The sequence below is a fragment of the Pseudomonas sp. PDM09 genome, from assembly GCF_014852305.1.
Taxonomy (GTDB): domain Bacteria; phylum Pseudomonadota; class Gammaproteobacteria; order Pseudomonadales; family Pseudomonadaceae; genus Aquipseudomonas.
Genome location: NZ_JACVBI010000008.1, coordinates 196,596 through 218,923, shown reverse-complemented (window position 1 = coordinate 218,923; position 22,328 = coordinate 196,596). Strand labels below are relative to the sequence as shown.

The 22,328-nt window shown below is 59.6% G+C and carries 23 protein-coding genes; 11 read left to right on the top strand and 12 right to left on the bottom strand.

What is annotated here, in order from left to right:
* Window positions 1-34: 34 nt before the first annotated feature.
* Genes IB250_RS20290 through IB250_RS20280 form a run of 3 tightly spaced genes read right to left on the bottom strand, consistent with a single transcriptional unit; the run spans window position 35 to window position 2,704 of the window.
* Window positions 35-202, bottom strand: a complete 168-nt coding sequence (locus IB250_RS20290; RefSeq protein WP_162830918.1) for a DUF2474 domain-containing protein — start codon at window positions 200-202, stop codon at window positions 35-37.
* A 51-nt stretch (window positions 203-253) separates the two neighbouring features.
* The gene (gene cydB / locus IB250_RS20285) at window positions 254-1,261 is read right to left on the bottom strand and encodes a cytochrome d ubiquinol oxidase subunit II (protein ID WP_192345371.1); all 1,008 of its coding nucleotides are present in this window, start codon (window positions 1,259-1,261) and stop codon (window positions 254-256) included.
* Between the two features lie 3 nt (window positions 1,262-1,264).
* Complete coding sequence (locus IB250_RS20280) at window positions 1,265-2,704, bottom strand: cytochrome ubiquinol oxidase subunit I (RefSeq protein ID WP_192345370.1); 1,440 nt, start codon at window positions 2,702-2,704, stop codon at window positions 1,265-1,267.
* Between the two features lie 544 nt (window positions 2,705-3,248).
* Between IB250_RS20280 and IB250_RS20275 the strand changes: the two genes are divergently transcribed.
* From IB250_RS20275 to IB250_RS20265, 3 genes are all read left to right on the top strand, one after another.
* Window positions 3,249-4,487, top strand: coding sequence for an MFS transporter (locus IB250_RS20275; RefSeq protein ID WP_192345369.1), 1,239 nt, complete (start codon window positions 3,249-3,251; stop codon window positions 4,485-4,487).
* Window positions 4,488-4,618: 131 nt separating this feature from the next.
* Window positions 4,619-4,897: a type II toxin-antitoxin system RelE/ParE family toxin gene (locus IB250_RS20270; RefSeq protein ID WP_192345368.1), complete on the top strand. Its 279-nt coding sequence runs from the start codon at window positions 4,619-4,621 to the stop codon at window positions 4,895-4,897.
* A 14-nt stretch (window positions 4,898-4,911) separates the two neighbouring features.
* Window positions 4,912-5,199 carry a HigA family addiction module antitoxin gene (locus tag IB250_RS20265; protein WP_192345367.1) on the top strand — a complete coding sequence of 96 codons (288 nt, stop codon included), beginning with the start codon at window positions 4,912-4,914 and terminating at the stop codon, window positions 5,197-5,199.
* A 6-nt stretch (window positions 5,200-5,205) separates the two neighbouring features.
* On the opposite strand, the gene IB250_RS20260 is transcribed toward IB250_RS20265, so the two are convergent.
* Entirely contained in the window at window positions 5,206-5,757 is a 552-nt protein-coding gene (locus IB250_RS20260) for a DJ-1 family glyoxalase III (RefSeq protein ID WP_192345366.1), read from the bottom strand.
* 67 nt (window positions 5,758-5,824) lie between these two features.
* Window positions 5,825-6,280 (bottom strand): DUF4879 domain-containing protein, encoded by a 456-nt coding sequence (locus tag IB250_RS20255; protein ID WP_192345365.1) that lies wholly within the window; start codon window positions 6,278-6,280, stop codon window positions 5,825-5,827.
* 226 nt (window positions 6,281-6,506) lie between these two features.
* Between IB250_RS20255 and IB250_RS20250 the strand changes: the two genes are divergently transcribed.
* From IB250_RS20250 to IB250_RS20230, 5 genes are all read left to right on the top strand, one after another.
* Window positions 6,507-7,802 carry an NCS2 family permease gene (locus tag IB250_RS20250; protein ID WP_007895297.1) on the top strand — a complete coding sequence of 432 codons (1,296 nt, stop codon included), beginning with the start codon at window positions 6,507-6,509 and terminating at the stop codon, window positions 7,800-7,802.
* Window positions 7,799-8,878, top strand: coding sequence for a tRNA (uridine(54)-C5)-methyltransferase TrmA (gene trmA / locus IB250_RS20245; RefSeq protein WP_192345364.1), 1,080 nt, complete (start codon window positions 7,799-7,801; stop codon window positions 8,876-8,878). The genes IB250_RS20250 and trmA overlap by 4 nt, the downstream gene beginning before the upstream one ends.
* Before the next feature lie 181 nt (window positions 8,879-9,059).
* On the top strand, window positions 9,060-9,971 hold the full coding sequence (locus IB250_RS20240; protein WP_192345363.1) for a LysR family transcriptional regulator: 912 nt from the start codon (window positions 9,060-9,062) through the stop codon (window positions 9,969-9,971).
* A 178-nt stretch (window positions 9,972-10,149) separates the two neighbouring features.
* Window positions 10,150-10,590, top strand: coding sequence for a type II 3-dehydroquinate dehydratase (gene aroQ / locus IB250_RS20235; protein ID WP_123498635.1), 441 nt, complete (start codon window positions 10,150-10,152; stop codon window positions 10,588-10,590).
* Window positions 10,591-10,595: 5 nt separating this feature from the next.
* Window positions 10,596-11,450 (top strand): shikimate dehydrogenase, encoded by an 855-nt coding sequence (locus IB250_RS20230; RefSeq protein ID WP_192345362.1) that lies wholly within the window; start codon window positions 10,596-10,598, stop codon window positions 11,448-11,450.
* Window positions 11,451-11,545: 95 nt separating this feature from the next.
* Here IB250_RS20230 and IB250_RS20225 read toward each other — a convergent pair whose 3' ends face one another.
* Together IB250_RS20225 and quiC are read right to left on the bottom strand one after the other, a co-directional pair.
* Complete coding sequence (locus IB250_RS20225; protein ID WP_192345361.1) at window positions 11,546-12,223, bottom strand: TetR family transcriptional regulator; 678 nt, start codon at window positions 12,221-12,223, stop codon at window positions 11,546-11,548.
* 103 nt (window positions 12,224-12,326) lie between these two features.
* Complete coding sequence (gene quiC / locus IB250_RS20220; protein ID WP_192345360.1) at window positions 12,327-14,228, bottom strand: 3-dehydroshikimate dehydratase QuiC; 1,902 nt, start codon at window positions 14,226-14,228, stop codon at window positions 12,327-12,329.
* A gap of 493 nt (window positions 14,229-14,721) precedes the next feature.
* Between quiC and IB250_RS20215 the strand changes: the two genes are divergently transcribed.
* Window positions 14,722-16,059: an MFS transporter gene (locus IB250_RS20215; RefSeq protein WP_192345359.1), complete on the top strand. Its 1,338-nt coding sequence runs from the start codon at window positions 14,722-14,724 to the stop codon at window positions 16,057-16,059.
* On the opposite strand, the gene IB250_RS20210 is transcribed toward IB250_RS20215, so the two are convergent.
* The gene (locus IB250_RS20210) at window positions 16,049-16,990 is read right to left on the bottom strand and encodes a DMT family transporter (protein ID WP_192345358.1); all 942 of its coding nucleotides are present in this window, start codon (window positions 16,988-16,990) and stop codon (window positions 16,049-16,051) included. The genes IB250_RS20215 and IB250_RS20210 overlap by 11 nt on opposite strands.
* 136 nt (window positions 16,991-17,126) lie before the next feature.
* Window positions 17,127-17,903, bottom strand: coding sequence for an IclR family transcriptional regulator (locus tag IB250_RS20205; RefSeq protein WP_192345357.1), 777 nt, complete (start codon window positions 17,901-17,903; stop codon window positions 17,127-17,129).
* A 244-nt stretch (window positions 17,904-18,147) separates the two neighbouring features.
* On the opposite strand from IB250_RS20205, the gene IB250_RS20200 reads away from it, so the two are divergent.
* The gene (locus tag IB250_RS20200) at window positions 18,148-19,041 is read left to right on the top strand and encodes a neutral zinc metallopeptidase (protein WP_123498621.1); all 894 of its coding nucleotides are present in this window, start codon (window positions 18,148-18,150) and stop codon (window positions 19,039-19,041) included.
* Window positions 19,041-20,000 (top strand): alpha/beta fold hydrolase, encoded by a 960-nt coding sequence (locus IB250_RS20195; RefSeq protein WP_192345356.1) that lies wholly within the window; start codon window positions 19,041-19,043, stop codon window positions 19,998-20,000. Before IB250_RS20200 ends, IB250_RS20195 begins: the two co-directional genes overlap by 1 nt.
* A 141-nt stretch (window positions 20,001-20,141) precedes the next feature.
* Here IB250_RS20195 and IB250_RS20190 read toward each other — a convergent pair whose 3' ends face one another.
* The 3 genes from IB250_RS20190 to IB250_RS20180 all read right to left on the bottom strand — a co-directional run bounded on the left by IB250_RS20190 (window position 20,142) and on the right by IB250_RS20180 (window position 22,276).
* Window positions 20,142-20,735, bottom strand: coding sequence for an HAD family hydrolase (locus IB250_RS20190; protein WP_192345355.1), 594 nt, complete (start codon window positions 20,733-20,735; stop codon window positions 20,142-20,144).
* Complete coding sequence (gene tesB / locus IB250_RS20185; RefSeq protein ID WP_123498615.1) at window positions 20,732-21,601, bottom strand: acyl-CoA thioesterase II; 870 nt, start codon at window positions 21,599-21,601, stop codon at window positions 20,732-20,734. The genes IB250_RS20190 and tesB overlap by 4 nt, the downstream gene beginning before the upstream one ends.
* A 105-nt stretch (window positions 21,602-21,706) precedes the next feature.
* Window positions 21,707-22,276, bottom strand: a complete 570-nt coding sequence (locus tag IB250_RS20180; RefSeq protein ID WP_192345354.1) for a GNAT family N-acetyltransferase — start codon at window positions 22,274-22,276, stop codon at window positions 21,707-21,709.
* Between the last annotated feature and the right edge of the window lie 52 nt (window positions 22,277-22,328).

Genomic DNA, 22,328 nt, shown 5'->3' with positions numbered 1-22,328 from the left:
TAAATCCGTGCCGCAAGGCAACGGGATGGGAATTTCAGTGGGTACTCAGGCCCGCGGCATTCATGAACATCCGCATTAGTGTGGCCACGATGAACAGTGCCACGACGCTGCCGGCCCAGATCATCGCCAGCCAGCCGAGTCGCTGCCAGAGCGGCTTTTTCTCGGCGGCTTCGATTTCCTGCAAATCAGGTTTGCCAGCCATCATCGTTTTCTCCTCTGCAACGGCGCAGGATTCAATGCTGCGCCGTAGTCACTAGTGGTAACCATCTTCGTGGGTGACCTTGCCGCGGAACACGTAGTAGCTCCAGAAGGTGTAGCCCAGGATGAACGGGATGATGAACAGCGTGCCCACCAGCATGAAGCCCTGGCTTTGCGGCGGTGCGGCGGCGTCCCAGATCGAGATCGACGGCGGCACGATGTTCGGCCACAGGCTGATCCCCAGACCGCTGTAGCCGAGGAAGATCAGCACCAGGGTCAGCAGGAATGGCGTGTAATGCGCATTGCGGGCCACCGCGCGAATCAGACCGTACATGGTCACCAGCACCAGAATCGGCACCGGCAAGAACCAGAACAGGTTCGGCAGGGTAAACCAGCGTGCGGCAATCTCGGCGTGGGCCAAGGGTGTCCAGATGCTGACGACGCCAATCACCGCCAGCACCACGAAGGCCAATGGCCGCGCCAGATCATGCATCTGCTCCTGCAGCTTGCCTTCGGTCTTCATGATCAGCCACGTGCAACCGAGCAGCGCGTAAGCCACCACCAGCGCCGCACCGCAGAACATCGTGAACGGTGTCAGCCAGTCAAGTGAACCGCCGGCAAACTGACGATTGACCACCGGTAGCCCATCGATGAACGCACCCAATGCCACGCCCTGGAAAAAGGTTGCGGCGATCGAGCCACCGATGAATGCCTTGTCCCAGAGGTGGCGCTTGTCGTCCTTGGCCTTGAAGCGAAACTCGAAGGCCACACCGCGAAAAATCAGCCCGATCAGCATGAAAATCAGCGGCAGGTACAACGCCGAGAGCACCACCGAATAAGCCAGCGGGAAGGCGCCGAACAATGCCGCGCCGCCCAATACCAGCCAGGTTTCGTTGCCGTCCCAGACCGGGGCGACGGTGTTCATCATGACGTCCCGATCGCTCTTGCCCTTGATGAACGGGAAGAGAATTCCGATCCCAAGATCAAAGCCGTCCATGACCACGTACATCATGATGCCGAAGATGATGATCACGGCCCAGATCAGCGGAAGATCAATACCCATGATTCAAATCTCCTTGTTCAAGCTGTGGTTGTGATCAGCGTCACCATTGTCATCGGCTGCGGACAGCGGACGGGCTGGTGTGCGTTTCTGGCCAGGGCCGCCTTCGTTGGTTTCCTTGCCTTCGTCGATCTTCGGCCCTTTGCGCACCAGGCGCATCATGTAGCCAAGACCGGCACCGAATAGCGCGAAATACACCACAACGAACATGATCAAGGTGATGCTCATCTGCACGAAGCTGTGCCCGGAGGACGCATCCGCCGTGCGCATCAGCCCATAAACCACCCACGGCTGACGGCCGATTTCAGTGGTGAACCAGCCGGCGAGGATCGCGATCAGGCCGGACGGCCCCATCCACAGCGCCAGGTACAAGAACGGCCGCGAGGTATACAGCTTGTCGCGCTTGCGCAGCCACAGACTCCACAAACCAGTGAAGATCATCAGCATGCCCAGACCGACCATGATCCGGAACGACCAGAACACGATGGTCGAATTCGGCCGGTCTTCAGGCGGGAATTCCTTGAGCGCAGGGACCTGTTTGTCCAGGGTGTGGGTCAGGATCAGGCTGCCGAGGTACGGAATTTCTACCGCGAATTTGGTCTTCTCGGCTTTCATGTCCGGCCAGCCGAACAGGATCAGCGGCGTCGGTTCATCACCGTGGTTTTCCCAGTGGCCTTCGATCGCAGCGATTTTCGCCGGCTGATGCTTGAGGGTATTGAGGCCGTGGAAGTCACCGATAACCGCCTGAATCGGGGCAACGATCAGCGCCATCCACATCGCCATCGAGAGCATGGTGCGGATCGCAGGGTTGTCCTTGCCGCGCAGCAAGTGCCAGGCCGCCGACGAGCCTACGAAGAACGCGGTCGCAACGAACGCCGCCGTGGCCATGTGCATCAGGCGGTAGGGGAACGACGGGTTGAAGATAATCGCCAGCCAGTCCACCGGAATAACCTGACCGTTGACGATCTCGTAGCCTTGAGGGGTCTGCATCCAGCTGTTGGAGGCCAGAATCCAGAAGGTCGAAATAAGGGTGCCGATGGCCACCATGACGGTAGCGAAGAAGTGCAGCTTGCGCCCGACCTTGTTCCAGCCGAACAGCATGACGCCGAGGAAACCGGCTTCGAGGAAGAAGGCGGTGAGCACTTCATAGGTCAGCAACGGTCCGGTCACCGAACCGGCAAAGTCCGAGAAGCGGCTCCAGTTGGTGCCGAACTGATAGGCCATGACCAAACCGGAAACTACGCCCATACCGAAGTTGACGGCAAAGATCTTCGACCAGAAATGGTACAGATCGCGGTAAGTGTCGTTGTGCGTCTTCAGCCACAGGCCTTCGAGCACCGCCAGGTAACTCGCCAGGCCAATGGTGATGGCCGGGAACAGGATGTGAAACGAAATGGTGAATGCGAACTGAATCCGGGCGAGATCAAGTGCCTCCAAACCGAACATAAGTCTTCCTCTGTCAGGTAATACCGGCTGAAGGCTTGCGGCCTACACCCACTGCCCCCACGGATATGGAGTGTGGCGAATTCGAATTCGTTCTTTTTGGACCATCATCACAAACGTAGGGAGTCTGGCCATCTGGCCGCCGGATCAATTCCCAAAGGGTCTTGATCTGGATCAAGCAACGTTGAAAGAGTAGTCGCATTTTTGCCGATGGACGGTGTGGTCTTTTGCCGCGTGACAGGTTGCCTCATGGATTTGGTCATGGGCTGCAATACATTTTTGGATGGGTGGACTAACTGTGGCGAGGGGGCTTGCCCCCGTTCGGCTGCGCAGCAGTCGTAAATCCGGTTACTGCGGTGTACTTGGCAGAAATGAGTTGCCTGGGTCTGGGGCCGCTTCGCAGCCCAACGGGGGCAAGCCCCCTCACCACAGGAATTTCGTATGCTCCATGGATCGGTGTCTAGCTAACTAAATTTCCCTGTCCCGCAACTTCTAGTTACAGGTTGGTGATAATCTCGCCCTTCCCCTCGCCCAGACCTGCCTTCAGATGCCCAGCCAAGCGCCCCTGCTGTTACGTCATCACCGCCCGTTTATCGCGTTCTGGCTGGCTCGGGTGTTCACCGCCAGCGGTTTTCAGATGTTGACCGTGGCCATTGGCTGGAATCTGTATCAACTGACGGGCAATGTGCTCGATCTGGGCCTGGTGGGGCTGGTGGAATTTGCCCCTCGCGTGTTGTTCATGCTGCACACCGGGCATGTCGCGGATCGCTATGACCGGCGCAAGGTCGCGGCGATTTGCCAGTCCCTGCAAGCGCTGATCGCCCTGTCGCTGGCCATCGGCAGCGCGACCGACCAGGTCACCCGGGAGATGATCTTCATCCTCGCGTTCCTGCTCGGCGCCGCCCGCTCCTTTGAAATGCCGACGACACAGGCATTGCTGCCGAGCATCGTGCCCAGCGCCTTGTTCCCGCGTGCGGTTGCCGCCGCGCAGTCTGCGCAACAATCGGCCACCATCGTCGCCCCGGCGCTTGGCGGTTTGCTCTACGCCTTCGGCAGCGTCTGGGTGTATGGCCCGACGGTGATCCTTTACCTCATCGCTTGTGCGCTGATGCTCAACCTCCCGGCCCGGCAAACACCGCTGAACAAGGGCAAGGCCACCCTGGACTCGCTGCTGGCGGGCATCCGTTTCATTCGCAGTCGCCCGGACATTCTCGGGGCGATTTCCCTGGATCTGTTTGCCGTTCTGCTGGGTGGCGCAACCGCGTTGCTGCCGGTGTTCGCCAAAGACATTTTGCTGACTGGCCCGTGGGGGCTGGGCCTGCTGCGTTCGGCCCCTGCAGTCGGGGCGCTGTTGATGTCGCTGTTTCTGGCGCGATTTGCCGTGGAGCGAAACGTCGGGCGGGTGATGTTCACGGCCGTGGGTGTATTCGGCGTGGCGACCATCGCTTTCGGCCTGTCGACTTCGTTCTGGTTCTCTCTCGCCGTGCTGGTGGTATTGGGCGCAGCGGACATGATCAGCATGGTGATCCGCGCCTCATTCGTGCAACTGGAAACCCCGGACGAAATGCGCGGCCGGGTCAGCGCGGTGAATGGCTTGTTCATCGGCGCTTCGAATCAGCTCGGCGAGTTCGAATCCGGCTTGACGGCCCACTGGTTCGGCACGGTGCCGGCAGTGGTCATGGGCGGTATCGGCACGCTGATGGTGACCGGGGCCTGGATCAAACTGTTCCCGACCCTGGCCAACCGCGACCGAATGCATGTGCCGGTGGAAGAAGTCAGGGCCTGATGTAGCTCAGGATACGGAAGTCCCCTACCTGCTTCCAAAAGACTGGAAATCAGCACAAAGCATAAATTCTCCGACCAAGTGCAATACATAGATAGTGCATCGAGTGTAATGTATCGCCTTACACTTCGAGCATGATCAAATCCTTTCAGCACAAAGGCCTTCGTGGCTTCTACGAAACCGGTTCGACTCGTGGGATTCGAGCAGATCATGCGAAACGTCTGGCTCGCATGCTGCAGTTCATGGATCGCGCAGTGGCCCCCGACGACCTCGACCTTCCGGGATGGCGATTACATCCGCTCAAGGGCGATCTGATCGAATATTGGTCACTCAGCATTTCGGGGAACTGGCGGGTTATTTTTCGTTTTATTGGTTCGGATATCGAACTGGTCGACTATCTGGATTACCACTGACAGGAGGCAGGACCATGCCCATGCACAACCCGCCACACCCTGGCGAAACACTCTTGATGGATGTATTGCCCGAGCTTGGTGTCAGCGTCACCGAACTGGCCAAGCACCTTGGATTCGCCCGCCCGCATCTTTCGCGAGTGCTGCACGGCCATGCGCCCATCAGTCCGGACCTGGCGGTACGTCTGGAGCGGGCTGGAATCGGTAAGGCCCGGATGTGGTTAGGGGTTCAGATCGACTACGATCTCTGGCAAGCGGAGCAGCGTGAGCAACCCTTCATCGAACCGATTGCTATCCACGCCTGATATTCACTAGACCACCAACTCCCCCGCCACCGTCGCCCGCGTGGCTTTGCCGCAGAGTTGCTCCACCAGCGTCAGCGCAAACTCCAACGCGGCGCCTGAACCCTGAGCGGTGATGCAGTTGCCATCGACCACCACCGGTTGATCGATGAAGTTACAACCCGACAGTTGATTGCTGACCGTGGGCAGGCAAGTCATGCGCCGTTGGCGCAAAACGCCAAAGGTTTGCAGCGCCAGTGCCGGAGATTCGGCAATACCGGCGAACAGGCGCCCGGCGGCGGCCTGGTCCTTGATCAATTGTTGCAAGGGTTGGTGGGCCGCCAAATGCTGCGCCCCTACGGCACCGCCAGGCAGCACGATCAAGTCGAAGGGTTGGGCGAGCAAATCCACCAACATCGCATCGGCGGTCAAGCGGGTGCCGCGAGCGCAGGTGAGCATGCGCCGTGCCTCGATGCTGGCCACCACCACTTCAACCTTGGCGCGGCGCAGCACATCGATCAAGGTCACGGTTTGCAGATCGTCGATGCCCTCGGCGAGGGTAATCAGGGCTCTAAAGGTCATGGGCGCGGTCCACAGGATGATCTTTAAAGCGTAGTCAGCTTTCCTGACCCTTGTTCGAGCCCAGCCGTTACTTGATGTAAAGCTGCGTCGACATCGTGTTGCCGGGGGCATTGATCGAGGTATTGCTGAACGTAAAGGTGCCGTCCTGCTTGCCCGCCAGGTTGAAGATGTACAGATAGCCGACGGTTTTTTTCCCGGCGGAGCACTCGGTCAGGTTGCCGGTATCAAAAGCACAGACAGGGGTGCGGGTGCCGTTCACCTCGAAACCGTCCAGTGCGACATGGGCTGCACGGCCGTAGCCGACCTCCAGCACATACACCTTGATGTTTGGCCCTTTGTGGTCGCAACGGGTTTGCGCCTGGCCGTCCGCAATACTTTCAAATCCACAGGATGGCGATTCGACCTTGAGCACCTTCACCTGGCTCAACGGTTGGGCCATGGCCGCAGAGACTGTTTGCGCTCCGATGAAACAGCTGAGCAGCAATCCAAATGCCGCAATCACACGCTTATTAATGTAATACATATCTACCCCCTCCCTCCCCCAAAAAAACAGCGCGCAGTATGGCGCAGTTCCCTTTTGTGCAAAACATCGACGACGATCGCAGCCATAAGCAGCCATAGCCCCACGCTGCTGGTATGATGCGCGGCTTTTTCCGACCCACAGAAAATACCCAGGCGCCTGCTGCGGCCTGTGCTTTGCTGTTGAGGTCGATACATTCACGGCGCCGGGCGCGCCACGGGGAGCAGACATGCTGGAAAGGCTGTTTCAACTCAAGGCACACAACACCAACGTGCGGACCGAGATTCTGGCGGGCGTCACGACCTTTTTGGCCATGGCCTACATTCTGTTCGTCAACCCGAGCATCCTCGGCGAGACCGGCATGGACAAAGGTGCGGTGTTTGTCGCCACCTGTCTGGCAGCGGCCATCGGCTCGGCAACCATGGGCCTGATCGCCAACTACCCGATCGCCCTCGCGCCGGGCATGGGCCTGAATGCCTTCTTCACCTACACCGTGGTCCTGCACATGGGCCACACCTGGCAAGTGGCGTTGGGCGCGGTGTTCATCTCGGCGGTGATGTTTTTCCTGCTGTCGATCTTCCGCATCCGTGAATGGATCATCAACAGCATCCCGCTGGCGCTACGCTCGGCGATTGCCGCGGGTATCGGCTTGTTCCTGGCCCTGATCGCCCTGCACAACGCCGGCATCGTGGTCAGCAACCCGGCGACCATGGTCGGTCTCGGCGACTTGAAGCAACCGGCACCGATTCTCGCGACCCTTGGTTTTGCCCTGATCGTTGCCCTCGAAGCCCTGAAAGTCCGTGGAGCGGTGTTGATCGGTATTCTGTCGGTGACCATCGTCTCCATCCTGTTGGGCTTCACCCCATTCGGTGGCGTGATGTCGATGCCGCCGTCGCTGGCACCGACTTTCCTGCAACTGGACATCAAAGGCGCACTGGACATCGGTCTGGTCAGCGTGATCTTCGCCTTCCTGTTCGTCGACCTGTTCGACAACTCCGGCACCCTGATCGGCGTCGCCAAGCGCGCCGGCCTGATGGGCAAGGACGGCCACATGCCGAAAATGGGCCGTGCCCTGATTGCCGACAGCACCGCGGCCATGGCCGGTTCCTTGCTGGGCACCTCGACCACCACCAGCTACATCGAATCCGCAGCCGGCGTGAGTGCCGGTGGCCGCACCGGCCTGACCGCCATCGTGGTCGCTATTCTGTTCCTGCTGGCGCTGTTCTTCTCGCCATTGGCGGCCAGCGTTCCAGCCTTCGCCACCGCACCTGCCTTGCTGTTCGTCGCCGTACTGATGACATCCGGCCTGGCGGAAATAGACTGGGACGACATCACCGTCGCCGCACCGGTCGTGGTCACCGCCCTGGCCATGCCATTCACATATTCCATCGCCAACGGCATCGCCTTCGGTTTCATCTCCTGGACTGCCATCAAGTTGTTGTCCGGTCGCGGCCGTGAGTTGAATTCGGCGCTGGTGATTCTGTCGATTCTGTTCGTGATCAAGTTGGGTTGGTTCAACGCATGACTTTTGATTCCCAGGCTTACGCCGTTCAGCTCGAAGAAAAGGTCACGCGCCTGCGTGATCTGCTGACCCCGTTCGGTGCTCCCGAACCCGCAGTGTTCGATTCGCCACTGAAAAACTTCCGCCTGCGTGCCGAGTTCCGCCTGTGGCGCGAAGCCGGCGAGCGCCATTACGCGATGTTTTCCCAGGAAGACAAACGCACGCCGATCCTGATCGAAGAGTTCCCGATCGCCAGCCTTCGCATCAACCAGTTGATGCCGCAGCTCAAGGCGGCGTGGCAAGCGAGTGCGGCCCTGAGCCACAAGCTGTTTCAGGTGGAGTTCCTCACCACCTTGGCCGGCGATGCGATGATTACCCTGTGCTATCACCGCCCGCTGGACGAGCACTGGCACGCAGCGGCGTCGAAACTGGCCGCCGACCTGAACGTCAGCATCATCGGTCGCTCGAAGGGCAAACGCGAAGTGATCGGTCACGATTACGTGGTCGAAAAACTCGAAGTTGGCGGCCGTACCTTCAGCTATCGCCAGCCGGAAGGCGCGTTCACCCAACCCAATGGCACGGTGAACCAGAAGATGCTCAACTGGGCGTATGACGCCCTCGGTGATCGCTCCGACGATTTGCTGGAGCTGTATTGCGGCAACGGCAACTTCACCCTGCCGCTTGCGACCCGTGTGCGTAAAGTGCTGGCCACCGAAATCAGCAAGACCTCGGTCAATGCAGCGCTCAGCAACCTGAGCGAAAACGCAGTGGATAACGTCACGCTAGTGCGTTTGTCTGCCGAAGAACTGACCGAAGCCCTGAACGAAGTTCGTCCGTTCCGCCGCCTGCACGGCATCGACCTCAAGAGCTACGAATTCGGTAGCGTGTTCGTCGACCCGCCCCGCGCCGGCATGGACCCGGACACTTGCGAACTGACCCGGCGCTTCGACAACATCCTCTACATTTCCTGCAACCCGGAAACCCTGGCGGCCAACATCGCCCAGTTGCACGACACTCACCGCATTACTCAATGCGCGATGTTCGACCAGTTTCCGTGGACCCATCACATGGAGTCCGGGGTGTTGTTGACCCGTCGTTGATCGCAGCCTCCCTATACAAATCAGCCGTCCACTGGACGGCTTTTTTGTGGGCGATCAAAGCGCCGCATCGCCTGGCCGGTGCTGAACTCGGCACTGGCAGGTGAAACACCCTTTATTTATGTGCCCTCATTTGATAAACACAGCCTTCAAACACTTCATTTGATTCCCGGTGTAATCAATCATGCAGCGACATTTCGACGATCTTCAGCTTGGCAGCATCGAACTGTTTTGCCTGGCCGCCGAAGCTGGCAGCTTTACTGCCGCGGCTCTGGTGGCAGGTGTGACCCCGGCCGCCGTCAGTCGCTCGGTGTCGCGCATGGAAGAACGCTTGGGCGTGCGGCTGTTTGCGCGTACCACCCGCAGCGTCAAGCTGACCGACAGTGGCCGGCGTTATTTCGAGGAGTGTCGCGAGGCTCTCGCACAACTGGTCGAGGCCCAGCGCGAGGTAATGGGGCAGCAGCAAGAACCTTCTGGCACTTTGCGCATCAGCATTCCCACGACCTATGCCCATCATCGAATCCTGCCCTTGCTGCCTGCGTTTCGGGCGCGCTTTCCCGCCGTGAAAGTCGAGGCACACATCAGCAATCGCAACATCGATTTCGTCGGCGAAGGCTATGACATGGCAATCCGTGTGCGGGCCATTCCCGATTCCGGGCTGATTGCACGGCCGTTGGAGGACGCCGCGCTGGTGATGATTGCCAGCCCTGATTACCTGAAGCGCGCCGGCACCCCGCAGACCCTGGATGACTTGGCTCAGCACGAATGCATCCAGTACGAACTGCCCAGCAGTGGGCGGCGGATTGCCTGGCTGTTCAACGACAACGGTGTGCCGCGGGAGATTTTGGTCGAGGGCAACTACTGCTGTTCCGATGACGTATTGGGCGGCGTGACGCTGGCAAAAAGCGGCGCGGGGATTTTTCAAACCTATCGCTTCATCGTCGAAAAGGAACTGGCGGACGGTTCGCTGGTGGAAGTGCTCGAGCCCTACGGCGGACGTTCCCGCCCCTTCACTCTGCTGTATCCGCAAAGCCGCCATGTGCCGTTGCGGCTAAGGGCGTTTATCGATTTTCTGGTTGAGCATCTGCCGCGCTGAAAAGATCGCACCTGTTGGAGCTGCCGCAGGCTGCGATCTTTTTGCGTATGTCCGATCACCGCACAAATAATCCAGGCCTGAAGCCCTCTTCAATTGACCTTATTAACCGGTTAGTACAATTTCTCTCCACAGGCTGAAACCCTCGGCCAATGCCAAAAATAATATGTGGAGAGACCCGATGTCCCCTATCGTTCTGGTGCTCAACGGCCCGAACCTGAACCTGCTGGGCACCCGTGAACCGGCGACTTATGGCCACGAAACCCTGGCGGACATTTCCGCGCTGTGCGGTCGCGCGGCCGAAGAGTTCGGCCTGACAGTGGAGTTTCGCCAGACCAACCATGAAGGCGAATTGCTCGACTGGATTCACACCGCCCGTGGCCGCTGCGCCGGGATCGTCATCAACCCGGCCGCCTGGACTCACACCTCGGTCGCCATTCGCGATGCCTTGGTTGCCAGCGAATTGCCGGTGATCGAAGTGCATCTGTCCAACGTCCATGCCCGTGAACCCTTCCGGCATCACTCCTTTGTTTCGTCCATCGCCACTGCGGTCATGTGCGGTTTCGGCAGCCACGGCTATCGTTTGGCGCTGGAGCATTTCAGCCATCGTTTGGAAGGTTAAGCGTCATGACACAGAACACCGTGGTATTGGCCGGGCTGATCGGTGCCGGCATTCAAGCTTCCCGCACTCCCGCGCTGCACGAGCATGAAGGTGACGCTCAGGGTTTGCGTTACCTGTATCGGTTGATCGATCTGGATCAATTGAAGCTCGACAGCAGTGCCCTGCCCGACCTGCTGATGGCCGCCGAACGGATGAATTTCACCGGGCTGAACATCACCTTCCCGTGCAAGCAGACGATCATCCCGTTGCTGGACGAATTGTCGCCGGAAGCCCGCGGTATTGGCGCGGTGAACACGGTGGTGCTCAAGGACGGTAAACGCATCGGCCACAACACCGACTGCCTGGGTTTTGCCGAGGGCTTTCGCCGTGGTTTGCAGGGCGTTGCTCTTGAGCGCCTCGTACAAATGGGCGCTGGTGGCGCAGGCGCGGCAGTGGCCCACGCGCTATTGAGCGAAGGCGTACAGCTGCTGAGCATTTTCGATGTGGATCAAAGTCGCGCTCAGTCGCTGGCGAACAACCTCAATCAGCATTTCGGTTTCGGTCGCGCCGTGGCCGGGCATGATTTGCCAGGCGCGTTGGGTCAGGCTGACGGCTTGGTGAATACCACGCCGATGGGCATGAAAAAGCTGCCAGGCATGCCAGTGCCGGTAGAGCTGCTTCGGGCGCAGTTGTGGGTTGCGGAGATCGTCTACTTCCCGCTGGAAACCGAACTGCTGCGCAACGCTCGCGCGCTGGGTTGCCGAACGCTGGATGGTGGCAACATGGCGGTGTTTCAGGCGGTGAAGGCGTTTGAACTGTTCAGCGGCGTGGTGCCGGATGCTCAGCGGATGCTGGCGCATTTTCAGAGCATGAATGGTTGAAGATCAAAAGATCGCAGCTCCGGCACAGGATTGGTTAAACGCCGATTCCCCTGTAAGAACTGCCGCAGGCTGCGATCTTTTAAAGGACCTGCAAATCAGGCCTGCAGGTATCGCAAAACCGACTCGCAAATCATCGCCCGATGACGCTGCTTGATGCTTTCGTCCGGCAAGTCGATCTGAAAGATCTCACCGAAGGTATGACGGTTCGACACCCGATAGAAGCAAAACGAGCTGATCAGCAGATGCACATCCAATGGATCGAGGTCGGTGCGGAATACACCTTCTTCGCAGCCGCGACGCAAAATCTCGCCCAGTGAATCGAGGATGGTGTTGTTCATTGCCTTGATCGCATCGGAGCGCTTCACATACTCGGCGTTGTGAATGTTCTCGATGCTGACGATACGCACGAAGTCGACGTTGCGATCATGGTGATCGAAGGTGAACTCCACCAACCGTCGAATCGCTTCCACCGGCGCCAGTTCGGCCAGGTGCAGACGGTTCTCGGTGCTGCGGATATCCCCGTAAAGTTTCTCCAGCACCTCGACATAGAGCTGTTCCTTACTGCCGAAGTAGTAATAGATCATGCGTTTTGAGGTGTGGATGCGTTCGGCAATTGCATCGACGCGCGCACCGGAAAGCCCCTGCTGAACGAACTCGACAATGGCCTCTTGAAGAATGTTCTCGCGGGTCTTTTCCGGATTGTTCTTGCGACTCTTGCGAGGCTCGGCAATTGGCTTTTCGGGCGCAGCGGAGAGTTCTGTAATTATTGTCATTGCGGGCTCACGGCCATCACTGCACAAGCTGGCGATTATGGGCTGCCGCGCCCAGTGAAGGAAGCCACGAGGCAGCAGTTATGTACCCGTGTTTACGATTTTCCTACAACTTTGCCTGACGTACGCCACCACTTCGCGATTTAGCCATCGCCGCCAGTCGCACTGCCACGTTGGCTGCGCCGTAACCCGCGTAGCCATTTTTGCGCTGGATGATTTCAAAGAAGAAGCGCCCTTCGAACGGCTCGGTGTACACATGAAACAGCTCGCCGCCCTGAGTATCGCGGTCGTAAAGCACGTTGAAATAGGCCAGCTCGCTGAGGAATTCATCGTCGAAATCGAAGCGTGCGGCAAGGTCATCGTAGTAGTTGAGCGGGATATCCAGCAGCGGTACGCCCGCCTCCTTCGCGCGACTGACTTCAGCAAAGATGTCGTCGCAATCGAAAGCGATGTGATGCACGCCGGAACCGCGATAACTCGACAGCGCGTGTGAGATGGCGGTGTTGCGGTTCTCGGAAATGTTCAGCGGCAGGCGGATCGAGCTGCATCGGCTGCGCAACGCGCGGCTCTTCACCAAACCATACGGGTCGGGCAGCACCACTTCATCGTCGGCTTCGAAATCCAGCAGGCTTTTATAGAACAGCACCCAACTGTCGAGGCTGTCGGCCGGCAGCGCCATCGCCATGTGATCGATACGCTTGAGGCCACCGCTGGCCACGGCCGTCGGTTGCAGATTGAAGTCGGTGCCGTAGACGTCGGCATTCTGGTCCACCAGGTAAATCAGGCTGCCGTCCGGCGCTCGCACCGCTGCCAGTTCCAGCTCATTGGGGCCAACGAGGCCGCGATAGGGCTGGCCTTTGTAAGCCACGGCACGGGCCAGCGCACTGGCGCTGTCCTGGACCCGCACGGCGGTGGCGCACAGTGATGGGCCGTGGGCCTCGAAAAAACTGTGGGCGAAGGAATAAGGCTCGCAATTGAGGATCAGGTTGATATCGCCCTGACGCAACAGGCTGACACTTTTGGAACGGTGCTGCCCGGCCTTGACGAAACCCAGCCGCTCCAACCAATGGGACAGCTTGGCACCGAGGCTTTCATCCACTGCGAATTCAAGAAACTCGATGCCGTTGTATTCGCTGGCGCTTGGGGTCTGGAACAGAGTGTCGCGATTGGCCGGGGGTGTGGCTTCCTGTTCCAGACGTTGGCGGGTTTTCTCTTCCAGGTACAGCAACGAACGCAAACCGTCGGCGGCGTTGGCCCGTGGCGGTGCGGCGCGAAAGCCGTCGTTGAAGATCTCCAGCGACAGCGGCCCGGTGTAGCCACTCTTGATGATGGGCGCAAGGAAGCCCGGCAGATCGAATTCGCCCTGACCCGGGAAACAGCGGAAGTGTCGGCTCCACTCCAGCACATCCATGGCCAAAATCGGCGCGTCGGCCATTTGTACGAAGAAAATCTTGTCGCCGGGAATCTCGGCGATGGCGCTCGGGTCGCCCTTGAGCGACAGCGTATGAAAACTGTCCAGCAATACGCCGAGGCTTGGATGATCGGCCTGTCGAACGATGTTCCACACCTGCTGATACGTGTTGACGTGTCGACCCCACGCCAGCGCTTCGTAGCCGATCCGCAAACCACGAGCGCCGGCCCGTTCGGCGAGCAGGCGCAAGTCATCGACCAGGATCTGCTCATCACCGATGGAGTCGGCCGAGGCGTTGCTGCACACCAGCACCAGGTCGGTGCCCAGTTCCTGCATCAAATCGAACTTGCGCTCGGCCCGCTCCAGATTGCGTGGCAGGCGATCGCGGCGGCAACCTTCGAAATCCCGAAAGGGTTGAAACAGCGTGATGGCGATCCCGAGATCGGCGCACATCTGCCTGATTTCCCGCGGACTGCCGTCGTAGTAGAGAAGGTCGTTCTCGAAAATCTCCACGCCGTCAAAACCGGCGGCGGCGATGGCTTCGAGTTTTTCCGGCAAGGTGCCGCTCAAGGAAACGGTGGCAATGGAACGCTGCATGTGTCGACTCCCGGTGGTGGGGACATTCTTGTTGGGCAAATTATTGGCTTGACGAATCCACACAGCAATTCAAAGTGTACTACCCGGTTAGTTTTGCGGGCGATTATCGAACACAATGGCGGTTGGCGAATTGACGATTTTTCGTCCACTGCGCAACATCGACACCACATTGAGTCCGGCCACGACCCCATGGACTCGGTTACCAAAGACCCTGAACACCACATAAAAATTTCAAAAAACGGGTACACGCTCATGCGCTTATTCAACGCCTTGTTTGCTTGCTCCACCGCCCTCACGCCGTGCCTGGCGTCCATCCGAACCTTGCGTCCTCTGGGCCGAACCGTGCCGCTCGCTGAATAACGCGTTGTCGTCAGTCCGACGAAAACACCTCAGCCGATCAATCACACCCGCGCCTGGCGCCGTCGATTGATCACGCGCCCTTGAAGTCCCGACAAGCCTCGCTTGTCAGTCATTGAACGGATGGCACATACACATGATTCCTTCTCAAAGCTCTCGCGTGGCTCCGGCCATGGGCGTCGCCACTGGCGGCATCGGCGACAAAATCCGCGGCGCCATGGCGGTCGGCAAAACCCGTTGGGGGATGCTGGCGCTGGTGTTTTTCGCCACCACTCTGAACTACATCGACCGCGCCGCCCTGGGCGTGATGCAGCCGATCCTGGCCAAGGAAATGAGCTGGACGGCGATGGACTACGCCAACATCAACTTCTGGTTTCAGGTCGGCTACGCCATCGGCTTTGTGCTGCAGGGCCGGTTGATCGACCGGGTCGGCGTCAAACGCGTGTTCTTCTGCGCGGTGCTGCTCTGGAGCCTGGCCACCGGCGCTCACGGGCTGGCCACTTCGGCGGTGGGCTTCATGGTCTGTCGGTTCATTCTCGGTCTGACCGAAGCGGCGAATTATCCGGCCTGCGTGAAAACCACCCGGTTGTGGTTCCCCGCCGGCGAGCGTGCCGTGGCCACCGGCATCTTCAATGCCGGGACCAACGTTGGCGCGATGTTCACGCCCATGCTGCTGCCGCTGATCCTCCACGCCTGGGGCTGGCAAGCCGCGTTCCTGTGCATGGCGGCGCTGGGCGGCATCTGGTTGCTGTTCTGGGGCCTGAAGTACTTCAACCCGGAAGATCACCCAAGCGTTAAACAATCGGAACTGGACTACATCCAGAAGGAAGTCGAGCCGGAACAATCCCGCGTACCGTTCTCGAAAATCCTGCGCATGCGTGGCACCTGGGCCTTCGCCCTCGCCTACTCGATTACCGCGCCGGTGTTCTGGTTCTACCTGTACTGGCTGCCGCCGTTCCTCAATCAGCAATACAACCTGGGGATCAACGTGACCCAGATGGGTATCCCGCTGATCATCATCTATCTCACGGCTGACTTCGGCAGTGTCGGCGGCGGCATCCTGTCCTCGTTCCTGATCGGTCGCGGGATCAACCCGATCAAGGCGCGATTGATGTCCATGTTCCTGTTCGCCTGCTGCATCATCGGCGTGGTCATGGCCGCCGGCTCAAGCAACCTGTGGCTCGCGGTGTTCGCCATCTCCCTGGCCATCGGTGCGCACCAGGCCTGGACCGCGAACATCTGGAGCCTGGTGATGGACTACACGCCCAAGCACATGATGAGTACGGTGTTCGGCTTCGGCGGGATGTGCGCAGCAATCGGCGGGATGTTCATGACCCAGTTGGTCGGCCACATTCTGACGGTCACCCACAACAACTACACCGTGCTGTTCACCATGATTCCGGCGATGTACTTCATCGCACTGATCTGGATGTACTTCATGGCACCGCGCAAAATTCCTACCGTCACCGCGTAAACTCCCTTCCCCCGGCAGGCCTGATTCCAGGCCTGCCGCCCTCCTCTTGTCGACGCCGTTGTTGCCACGCCGCTGCCAACCCGCTGCAGCAAATCACCACGATCCCGATCACCGTAGTCAGGGTCGGCGTGTGGGAAAACAGCCACCAGCCCAGCAAACCGGCAAAGACAATCTGGCAATAGCCGAACGGCGCCAACAACGCGGGCGCGGCGTGACGGAAGGCCTGGGTCAACAACAGATGCGCCGTCATTCCACACGCCCCCAGCGCCACCATCAAAAACCCATGCCCCACGCTTGGGACTTGCCAGAAGAACGGCACCAGCGCACTCATCACCAACGTATTGCAGAGCCCGGCGAAAAAATTGCTGGTGGTCGGGCTATCGATTTCGCTGAGCTTGCGGGTGAGCAATTGATAGAAGCAGAAAAACAGCGCTGAGCAGAACGGCAGCAACACCGCAGGCGTGAACAGTTCGCCGCCGGGATGGACGATGATCAACACTCCGATGAACCCGCAAATCACCGCCAGCCATTGCCCGCGCGTCACCTGTTCACCGAGCAGTGGCACCGACAACGCCGTGACCAATACCGGTGCAAGAAAATTCACAGCCGTGGCTTCGGCCAACGGGATGAACAACAGCGCACCGGTAAACAGCAGGCTGGTTCCCAATAAGCACAACGCCCGCATCAACTGCAGCAATGGCCGCTTGGTGCGCAGGACGCGCAACCCGGATTGCGGGAGAAAAATCCCGGCCATCAACAAGGTGTGAATCACGTAGCGAGCCCAGACCACCATAGCGACCGGATAAAACCCGCAGAGGTATTTCGACAAGGCGTCATGGCTGGAAAACAGAAAGGTGGCGACCACCACCAGCAGGATGCCTTTGAAAGGATGATTGACGCCGCAGAGCGGGGTGCTGATAGACGACGTCAAGGCGAGGTTCTCTTCTGGCGGGATAATTCCAATAATTTAGAACCCGATTCCAGATTCTTATAGTCGCAACGCCTGAAAGTGTGCGAACAGCGCACGTTTTTTTAATCGACATCCAAATCGATGGGTGCAAGCGCTATCAGCTAAAGAGTTCCGACGCCTGACTCGCTGCCGAAAGCTCTTGGGCAAACGCCAACAACGTCGGTGCCAGTTCATGCAGTCGCGCGCCCGGCATCCGCGCGCTCGGTCCGGCAATGCTGAGCACGCCGATCACTCGCCCCTGCAATGGATGACGGATAACGGCAGCAATCGCCGACGTGCCTACCGCCGAACTTTCCTCGACCCAGGCATAGCCCTGCTCCCGCGTCAGGCGCAGCCGCTCCAGCAGTTCGATGTTGGAACGTGGCGCATTGGGCCCCAGGCCCTCGGGCTTCTCGACCGCCTGGCGCTCAACCAGCGACAACGCTTCGGCATCGCTCATGCAGGCCAGCCACGCATGCCCGGAAGCGGTATAGAACAGCGGCGCATCGCGCCCCATGTCCGGGTCGTAACGCAGACCGGAACGGGCGCCCTGGGATTTGGCGATCCAGGTCTGACGCTCGCCTTCGATCACCCCCAGACGCACCAGCTCGCCGGTCTCCCGGGCCAGCCGATCCAGTACTGGCTGGACAATATCCGCACCACTGCCGGACAAGTAACGAAAGCCCATGGCGACCAGTTTGGTCGATAAGTGATAGCGCAGGTTTTGCGGATTCTGCCGCACATACCCCAAACGAATCAGTTCGGCGAGCAGACGGTGGGTCGCGCTCTTGGGAATATCCAGTTGCTCGGCCAGGGTCTGCATCGGTAAACCTTGAGGTTCACCGGTAAGGCTTTCCAGCACGCTGAAAACACGTTCGATCTGACTGCCTGCCATGGGAGATTCCAAAACGAAATTTGACTGATTCTAAAAGACAACTCGAAGGAAGCAAAATCCGGAACCTGTCCGGCAGCCGTCTTGACCGAACCTGCAGTACCCGTCCGTCCATGAAACCGCTAATGTCGCCACTTAGGAGAACCCCAGTCGCCAAGGGCTGTCAGACGACCGGACTGGCGCCATACCTACTCACCGGCAACACTCATCACCATGCGCCTTCATCAGGTAAAAAAGAGGATCCCCCATGCTTTGGAAAAAAGGCCGACGCAGCGACAACGTGGTCGATGCCCGTGGCGATGACGTCGGTGGTGGGGGCGGTGGAATGCGCTTCGGTGGAGGCAAGGGCCTGAGCCTGACGGCAATCCTGTTGATCGTCGGAATCGGCTGGATCACCGGCCAGGACCCGCTGCAGATCCTCGGCCAACTGACCGGGCAAATGAGTGAACAGTCCGCCCCGGCCCCCACCCAAACCCGCAAGGCGCCACCGGCCAATGATGAAGGGGCCGAATTCGTGCGCTCGATCCTCGGCGATACCGAAGACACCTGGCGCCAGATTTTCCAGCAGGCCGATCGACAATATAAAGACCCGACCCTGGTGCTGTTCAGCAACCGCGTCAACTCGGCCTGCGGCCTGGCGACTTCGGCGACCGGTCCCTTCTATTGCCCGGCTGACCAGAAGGTCTACCTCGATATGAGTTTCTTTCAAGAGATGTCCCAACGCTTTTCCGCCGCCGGCGACTTCGCCCAGGCCTACGTGATCGCTCACGAAGTCGGGCACCACGTGCAGACCCTGCTCGGCGTTTCCGCGAAGATTCAGGACGCTCGCCAACAGGGCCGGCAGATGGAAGGCGACAATGGTTTGCTGGTGCGTCAGGAATTGCAGGCCGATTGCCTGGCCGGCGTCTGGGCCCACAATGCGCAAAAACGTCTGAACTGGCTGGAACCCGGTGACATCGAAGAAGCCTTGAACGCCGCCAACGCCATCGGCGACGACCGCTTGCAACAGCAAGGTCAGGGCCGCGTGGTGCCGGACTCCTTCACCCACGGCACTTCGGCCCAGCGAGTGCGCTGGTTCAAGGCCGGGTTCGCACAGGGCCAGGTCGGCCAGTGCGACACCTTCGCGGCGAAGAGTCTGTGATGCGCAAGTGGCTGCTGGCTCTGCTAATCACCTGCGCAAGCACCCAGGCTGCCGAGCAAGGGGTCAAGGCGATCAGTTCCGGGCGCCTGCTGTTGAGCGCCGGGGAAATCGCGGTGAGCATGGGCCCGACACCGGAAAAAATAGAACGCGTAGTGATCATCGTCCATGGTCGATTACGCGATGCTGAAACCTATCGCCAAAGCGCCGAACGCGCTGCCGAGCAAGCCGGGCAAAGCGCGAACACCCTGGTGCTCGCCCCGCAGTTTCTCAACGAAACCGACGTCGCGAGCCAACCGGTGCCTGACAGTGTTTTACGCTGGCAAGGCAACGACTGGATGGCCGGCGGTTTATCCACCGCGCCGTTTACGCTGAGTTCCTATGCGGCGCTCGACGAAATCATCGCTCGACTGGGTGATCGGCGACAGTTTCCGGACGTGAAGCAAATCGTCATCGCCGGTCACTCCGGCGGCGCTCAGGTGGTTCAACGTTATGCCTTGCTGAGCCACCCTCAGCCAGCCCTCGAGGCGGAGGGCGTGAAGGTGCGCTATGTGATCGCCAATGCTTCGTCGTACGCTTACTTCAATGAGCAACGGCCGGTGGCGTTCAGTCACGCGAAATGTCCGAATTTCAATCGCTGGAAATACGGGCTGGCGGATCTGCCCGCCTATGCCGATGGGCAGACACCTGCGCAACTCGAAGACAACTACGTCAAACGTGACATCGTTTATTTACTCGGGCAGCAGGACATCGACCCGAATCATCCGGCGCTGGATAAAAGTTGCGAGGCCAAAGCCCAGGGTGCTTCTCGATTGATTCGTGGGCGCCATTATTTCAATTATCTGAAACGGCGCCATCCGCAAGGGTTGAGTCAGCAGCTCATTGAAGTGCCTGGGGTCGGGCACAATGGGGATGGGATGTTTACCTCGCCTGAGGGGCAGAAGGTGTTGTTCGGACAGTGAGGGTTGCGGGGCCGGGCAGTGCCCCTTCGCGAGCAAGCCCGCTCCCACAGTAGATTTTGGTGTACACAAAATCTGTGTTCACACCGATCAAATGTGGGAGCGGGCTTGCTCGCGAAAGCGGTTAACCCGACAACATATCCCTCAAGCCGAAAGCATCTGCCGCAACACCACGCAATCGGCTGCATGCCAATCCGTCAATTCCGGCCAAGGATTATCCGGCAGATTCACCAGCACCGTCCGCGTCCCCGCCGCCCGGCCGCAATCCAGATCGAAGCGGTAATCACCAACCATCACCATCTCGCTCGCCGGCACTTTCCAGGCTTCGGCCAGTTTCAGTAAACCGCCAGGATGCGGCTTGGGCGGTGCTTCATCGCGGCCCAGGACATCCTCTTCCGCAAAGCAGTCAGCCAGGCCGATAGCCTCTAGCGTGACATGCGCCAGCTCACGAGCATTGCGCGTGAGAATGCCCAGGCGATAACCGCGCCCGGCCAACTCACGCACCAGTTCCACCGCGCCCGGCGCCGGCTTCGAACCCAGCGCCAGATCCCGCTCGTGCTCCAGCAGCCACGCATGTTTGACCGCGGCTTCATCGGCCGGCAGCGCAGCGAGGTGGGTCAGGATGTCGTGTTCGGCGGGAATCGCCAACGCCACGCGAATCGCCGCGAAGTCATGCACCGCCACCGTCAAGGTGCCGTCCATGTCGAACACCCAGTGCCGCACCTCGGCCAGGCTCATGCCCAATCCTTGCGATGGCGAATCAGGCCTTCCTGAGTGACCGAAGCCACCAGTTGCCCGGCACGGTTGAACACGCTGCCACGGGAGAATCCGCGGGAATTGCCGGCCCACGGGCTGTCCATGGCGTACAGCAACCAGTCATCGGCGCGCAGGTCGGCGTGGAACCACAAGGCGTGATCGAGGCTGGCGACCTGCATGTCTTTCTGCCAGACCGATTTGCCGTGGGGCAGCATCGAGGTGGTCAGCAGACCGAAGTCCGACGCGTAGGCCAGCAGGTATTTGTGCAGCGCCGGGGTGTCAGCCAACGCACCGTCGGCGCGGAACCAGACGTATTTGACTGGGTCGGCGGGCTGCGGATTGTAGGGGTCTTTTTCAGTCACCGGCCGGACTTCGATCGGTTTCGGGCACAGCAGTTTTTCGCGCATGTGCTCAGGAATCAGGTGCGCGCGCTGCTGGGTGAGCTCCAGCTCCGACGGCAAGTTTTCCGGGCCGACTACTTGCGGCATCTCAGTCTGGTGCTGGAAGCCTTCTTCGTCGTACTGGAACGAGGCGCTGCAAGTGAAAATCGGATGGCCCTTCTGGATCGCCGTCACCCGGCGCGTGCTGAAACTGCCGCCATCGCGCACCCGATCGACCTGATACACCACCGGCAATTTGGCATCGCCCGGGCGCAGGAAATAACCGTGCATCGAATGCACATGGCGCGCCGGCTCGACGGTCTGGCTGGCCGCCGACAGGGACTGGCCGAGTACCTGGCCGCCGAACAACTGACGAAAACCCAGGTCCTGGCTGCGGCCACGGAACAGGTTTTCTTCAATCGGTTCCAGGGTCAGCAGGTCTACCAGATCTTCCAACACTTGGCTCATTCAGACTCTCCTCACACAACGCAATGCCGCGCAGTCTTGGCTGCGGCGGCCGATTCAGTTTATGGCCGGTTCAACATGAGGGCCATTGTAAACGTCCGCGCCTGCTTATCCATGCAAGGTTTGCAGCCATTGCTCACGGGTGATGCGGTACAACACGTGCGGGCGCAGGGGATGATCGGCTGCGAGCCGCGGGGGCTCGAAGTCATCTGAAGGGGCATGGTGCATGCCGATCGCTTGCATGACTTTCTCGGATGGCAGATTGGTCTTGGTGGTGAATGCCACGACCTCTTGTAGCGCCAACCGATCAAACCCGCAGCGCAGAGCGGTCCACGCCGCCTCACCGGCATAGCCCAGGCCCCAGTGCTCGCGCGCCAGGCGCCAGCCGATTTCGATGGCCGGCGTAAATGGCGCATCGAAGCCGACCACACCCAGCCCGGTAAACCCGATGAACGCCCCGGTGTCCTTGCGCTCCAGTGCCCAGAGACCGAAACCATGCTCGGCAAAATGCCCGCGAATCCGCCCGATCAACGAGGCACTTTCCAGTCGACTCAAGGGTGCCGGAAAATAACGCATCACTTGTGGATCGGCGCACATCGCCGCAAACGCCGGCAAATCCTCATCACGCCACTGCCGTAACAACAGTCGTGCGCTTTCGAGTTCCAGTATCGGCTCCATCGTGCCTTCTCCCCCGTTTCCATGCCGCAAGTCTACATCGCTGGTAGGATCG

What these genes read in the sequence shown, in the direction of transcription:
- tesB (WP_123498615.1), bottom strand. Translation starts at nt 21,601, where the DNA reads ATGAGCCAAGTGTTGGAAGATCTGGTAGACCTGCTGACCCTGGAACCG.
- IB250_RS20180 (WP_192345354.1), bottom strand. Translation starts at nt 22,276, where the DNA reads ATGGAGCCGATACTGGAACTCGAAAGCGCACGACTGTTGTTACGGCAG.
- IB250_RS20255 (WP_192345365.1), bottom strand. Translation starts at nt 6,280, where the DNA reads ATGTATTACATTAATAAGCGTGTGATTGCGGCATTTGGATTGCTGCTC.
- IB250_RS20280 (WP_192345370.1), bottom strand. Translation starts at nt 2,704, where the DNA reads ATGTTCGGTTTGGAGGCACTTGATCTCGCCCGGATTCAGTTCGCATTC.
- IB250_RS20190 (WP_192345355.1), bottom strand. Translation starts at nt 20,735, where the DNA reads ATGAGCCTGGCCGAGGTGCGGCACTGGGTGTTCGACATGGACGGCACC.
- aroQ (WP_123498635.1), top strand. Translation starts at nt 10,150, where the DNA reads ATGTCCCCTATCGTTCTGGTGCTCAACGGCCCGAACCTGAACCTGCTG.
- IB250_RS20260 (WP_192345366.1), bottom strand. Translation starts at nt 5,757, where the DNA reads ATGACCTTTAGAGCCCTGATTACCCTCGCCGAGGGCATCGACGATCTG.
- IB250_RS20200 (WP_123498621.1), top strand. Translation starts at nt 18,148, where the DNA reads ATGCTTTGGAAAAAAGGCCGACGCAGCGACAACGTGGTCGATGCCCGT.
- quiC (WP_192345360.1), bottom strand. Translation starts at nt 14,228, where the DNA reads ATGCAGCGTTCCATTGCCACCGTTTCCTTGAGCGGCACCTTGCCGGAA.
- IB250_RS20250 (WP_007895297.1), top strand. Translation starts at nt 6,507, where the DNA reads ATGCTGGAAAGGCTGTTTCAACTCAAGGCACACAACACCAACGTGCGG.
- IB250_RS20275 (WP_192345369.1), top strand. Translation starts at nt 3,249, where the DNA reads ATGCCCAGCCAAGCGCCCCTGCTGTTACGTCATCACCGCCCGTTTATC.
- IB250_RS20205 (WP_192345357.1), bottom strand. Translation starts at nt 17,903, where the DNA reads ATGGCAGGCAGTCAGATCGAACGTGTTTTCAGCGTGCTGGAAAGCCTT.
- IB250_RS20265 (WP_192345367.1), top strand. Translation starts at nt 4,912, where the DNA reads ATGCCCATGCACAACCCGCCACACCCTGGCGAAACACTCTTGATGGAT.
- IB250_RS20195 (WP_192345356.1), top strand. Translation starts at nt 19,041, where the DNA reads ATGCGCAAGTGGCTGCTGGCTCTGCTAATCACCTGCGCAAGCACCCAG.
- IB250_RS20215 (WP_192345359.1), top strand. Translation starts at nt 14,722, where the DNA reads ATGATTCCTTCTCAAAGCTCTCGCGTGGCTCCGGCCATGGGCGTCGCC.
- IB250_RS20240 (WP_192345363.1), top strand. Translation starts at nt 9,060, where the DNA reads ATGCAGCGACATTTCGACGATCTTCAGCTTGGCAGCATCGAACTGTTT.
- IB250_RS20290 (WP_162830918.1), bottom strand. Translation starts at nt 202, where the DNA reads ATGGCTGGCAAACCTGATTTGCAGGAAATCGAAGCCGCCGAGAAAAAG.
- trmA (WP_192345364.1), top strand. Translation starts at nt 7,799, where the DNA reads ATGACTTTTGATTCCCAGGCTTACGCCGTTCAGCTCGAAGAAAAGGTC.
- IB250_RS20225 (WP_192345361.1), bottom strand. Translation starts at nt 12,223, where the DNA reads ATGACAATAATTACAGAACTCTCCGCTGCGCCCGAAAAGCCAATTGCC.
- IB250_RS20230 (WP_192345362.1), top strand. Translation starts at nt 10,596, where the DNA reads ATGACACAGAACACCGTGGTATTGGCCGGGCTGATCGGTGCCGGCATT.
- IB250_RS20270 (WP_192345368.1), top strand. Translation starts at nt 4,619, where the DNA reads ATGATCAAATCCTTTCAGCACAAAGGCCTTCGTGGCTTCTACGAAACC.
- cydB (WP_192345371.1), bottom strand. Translation starts at nt 1,261, where the DNA reads ATGGGTATTGATCTTCCGCTGATCTGGGCCGTGATCATCATCTTCGGC.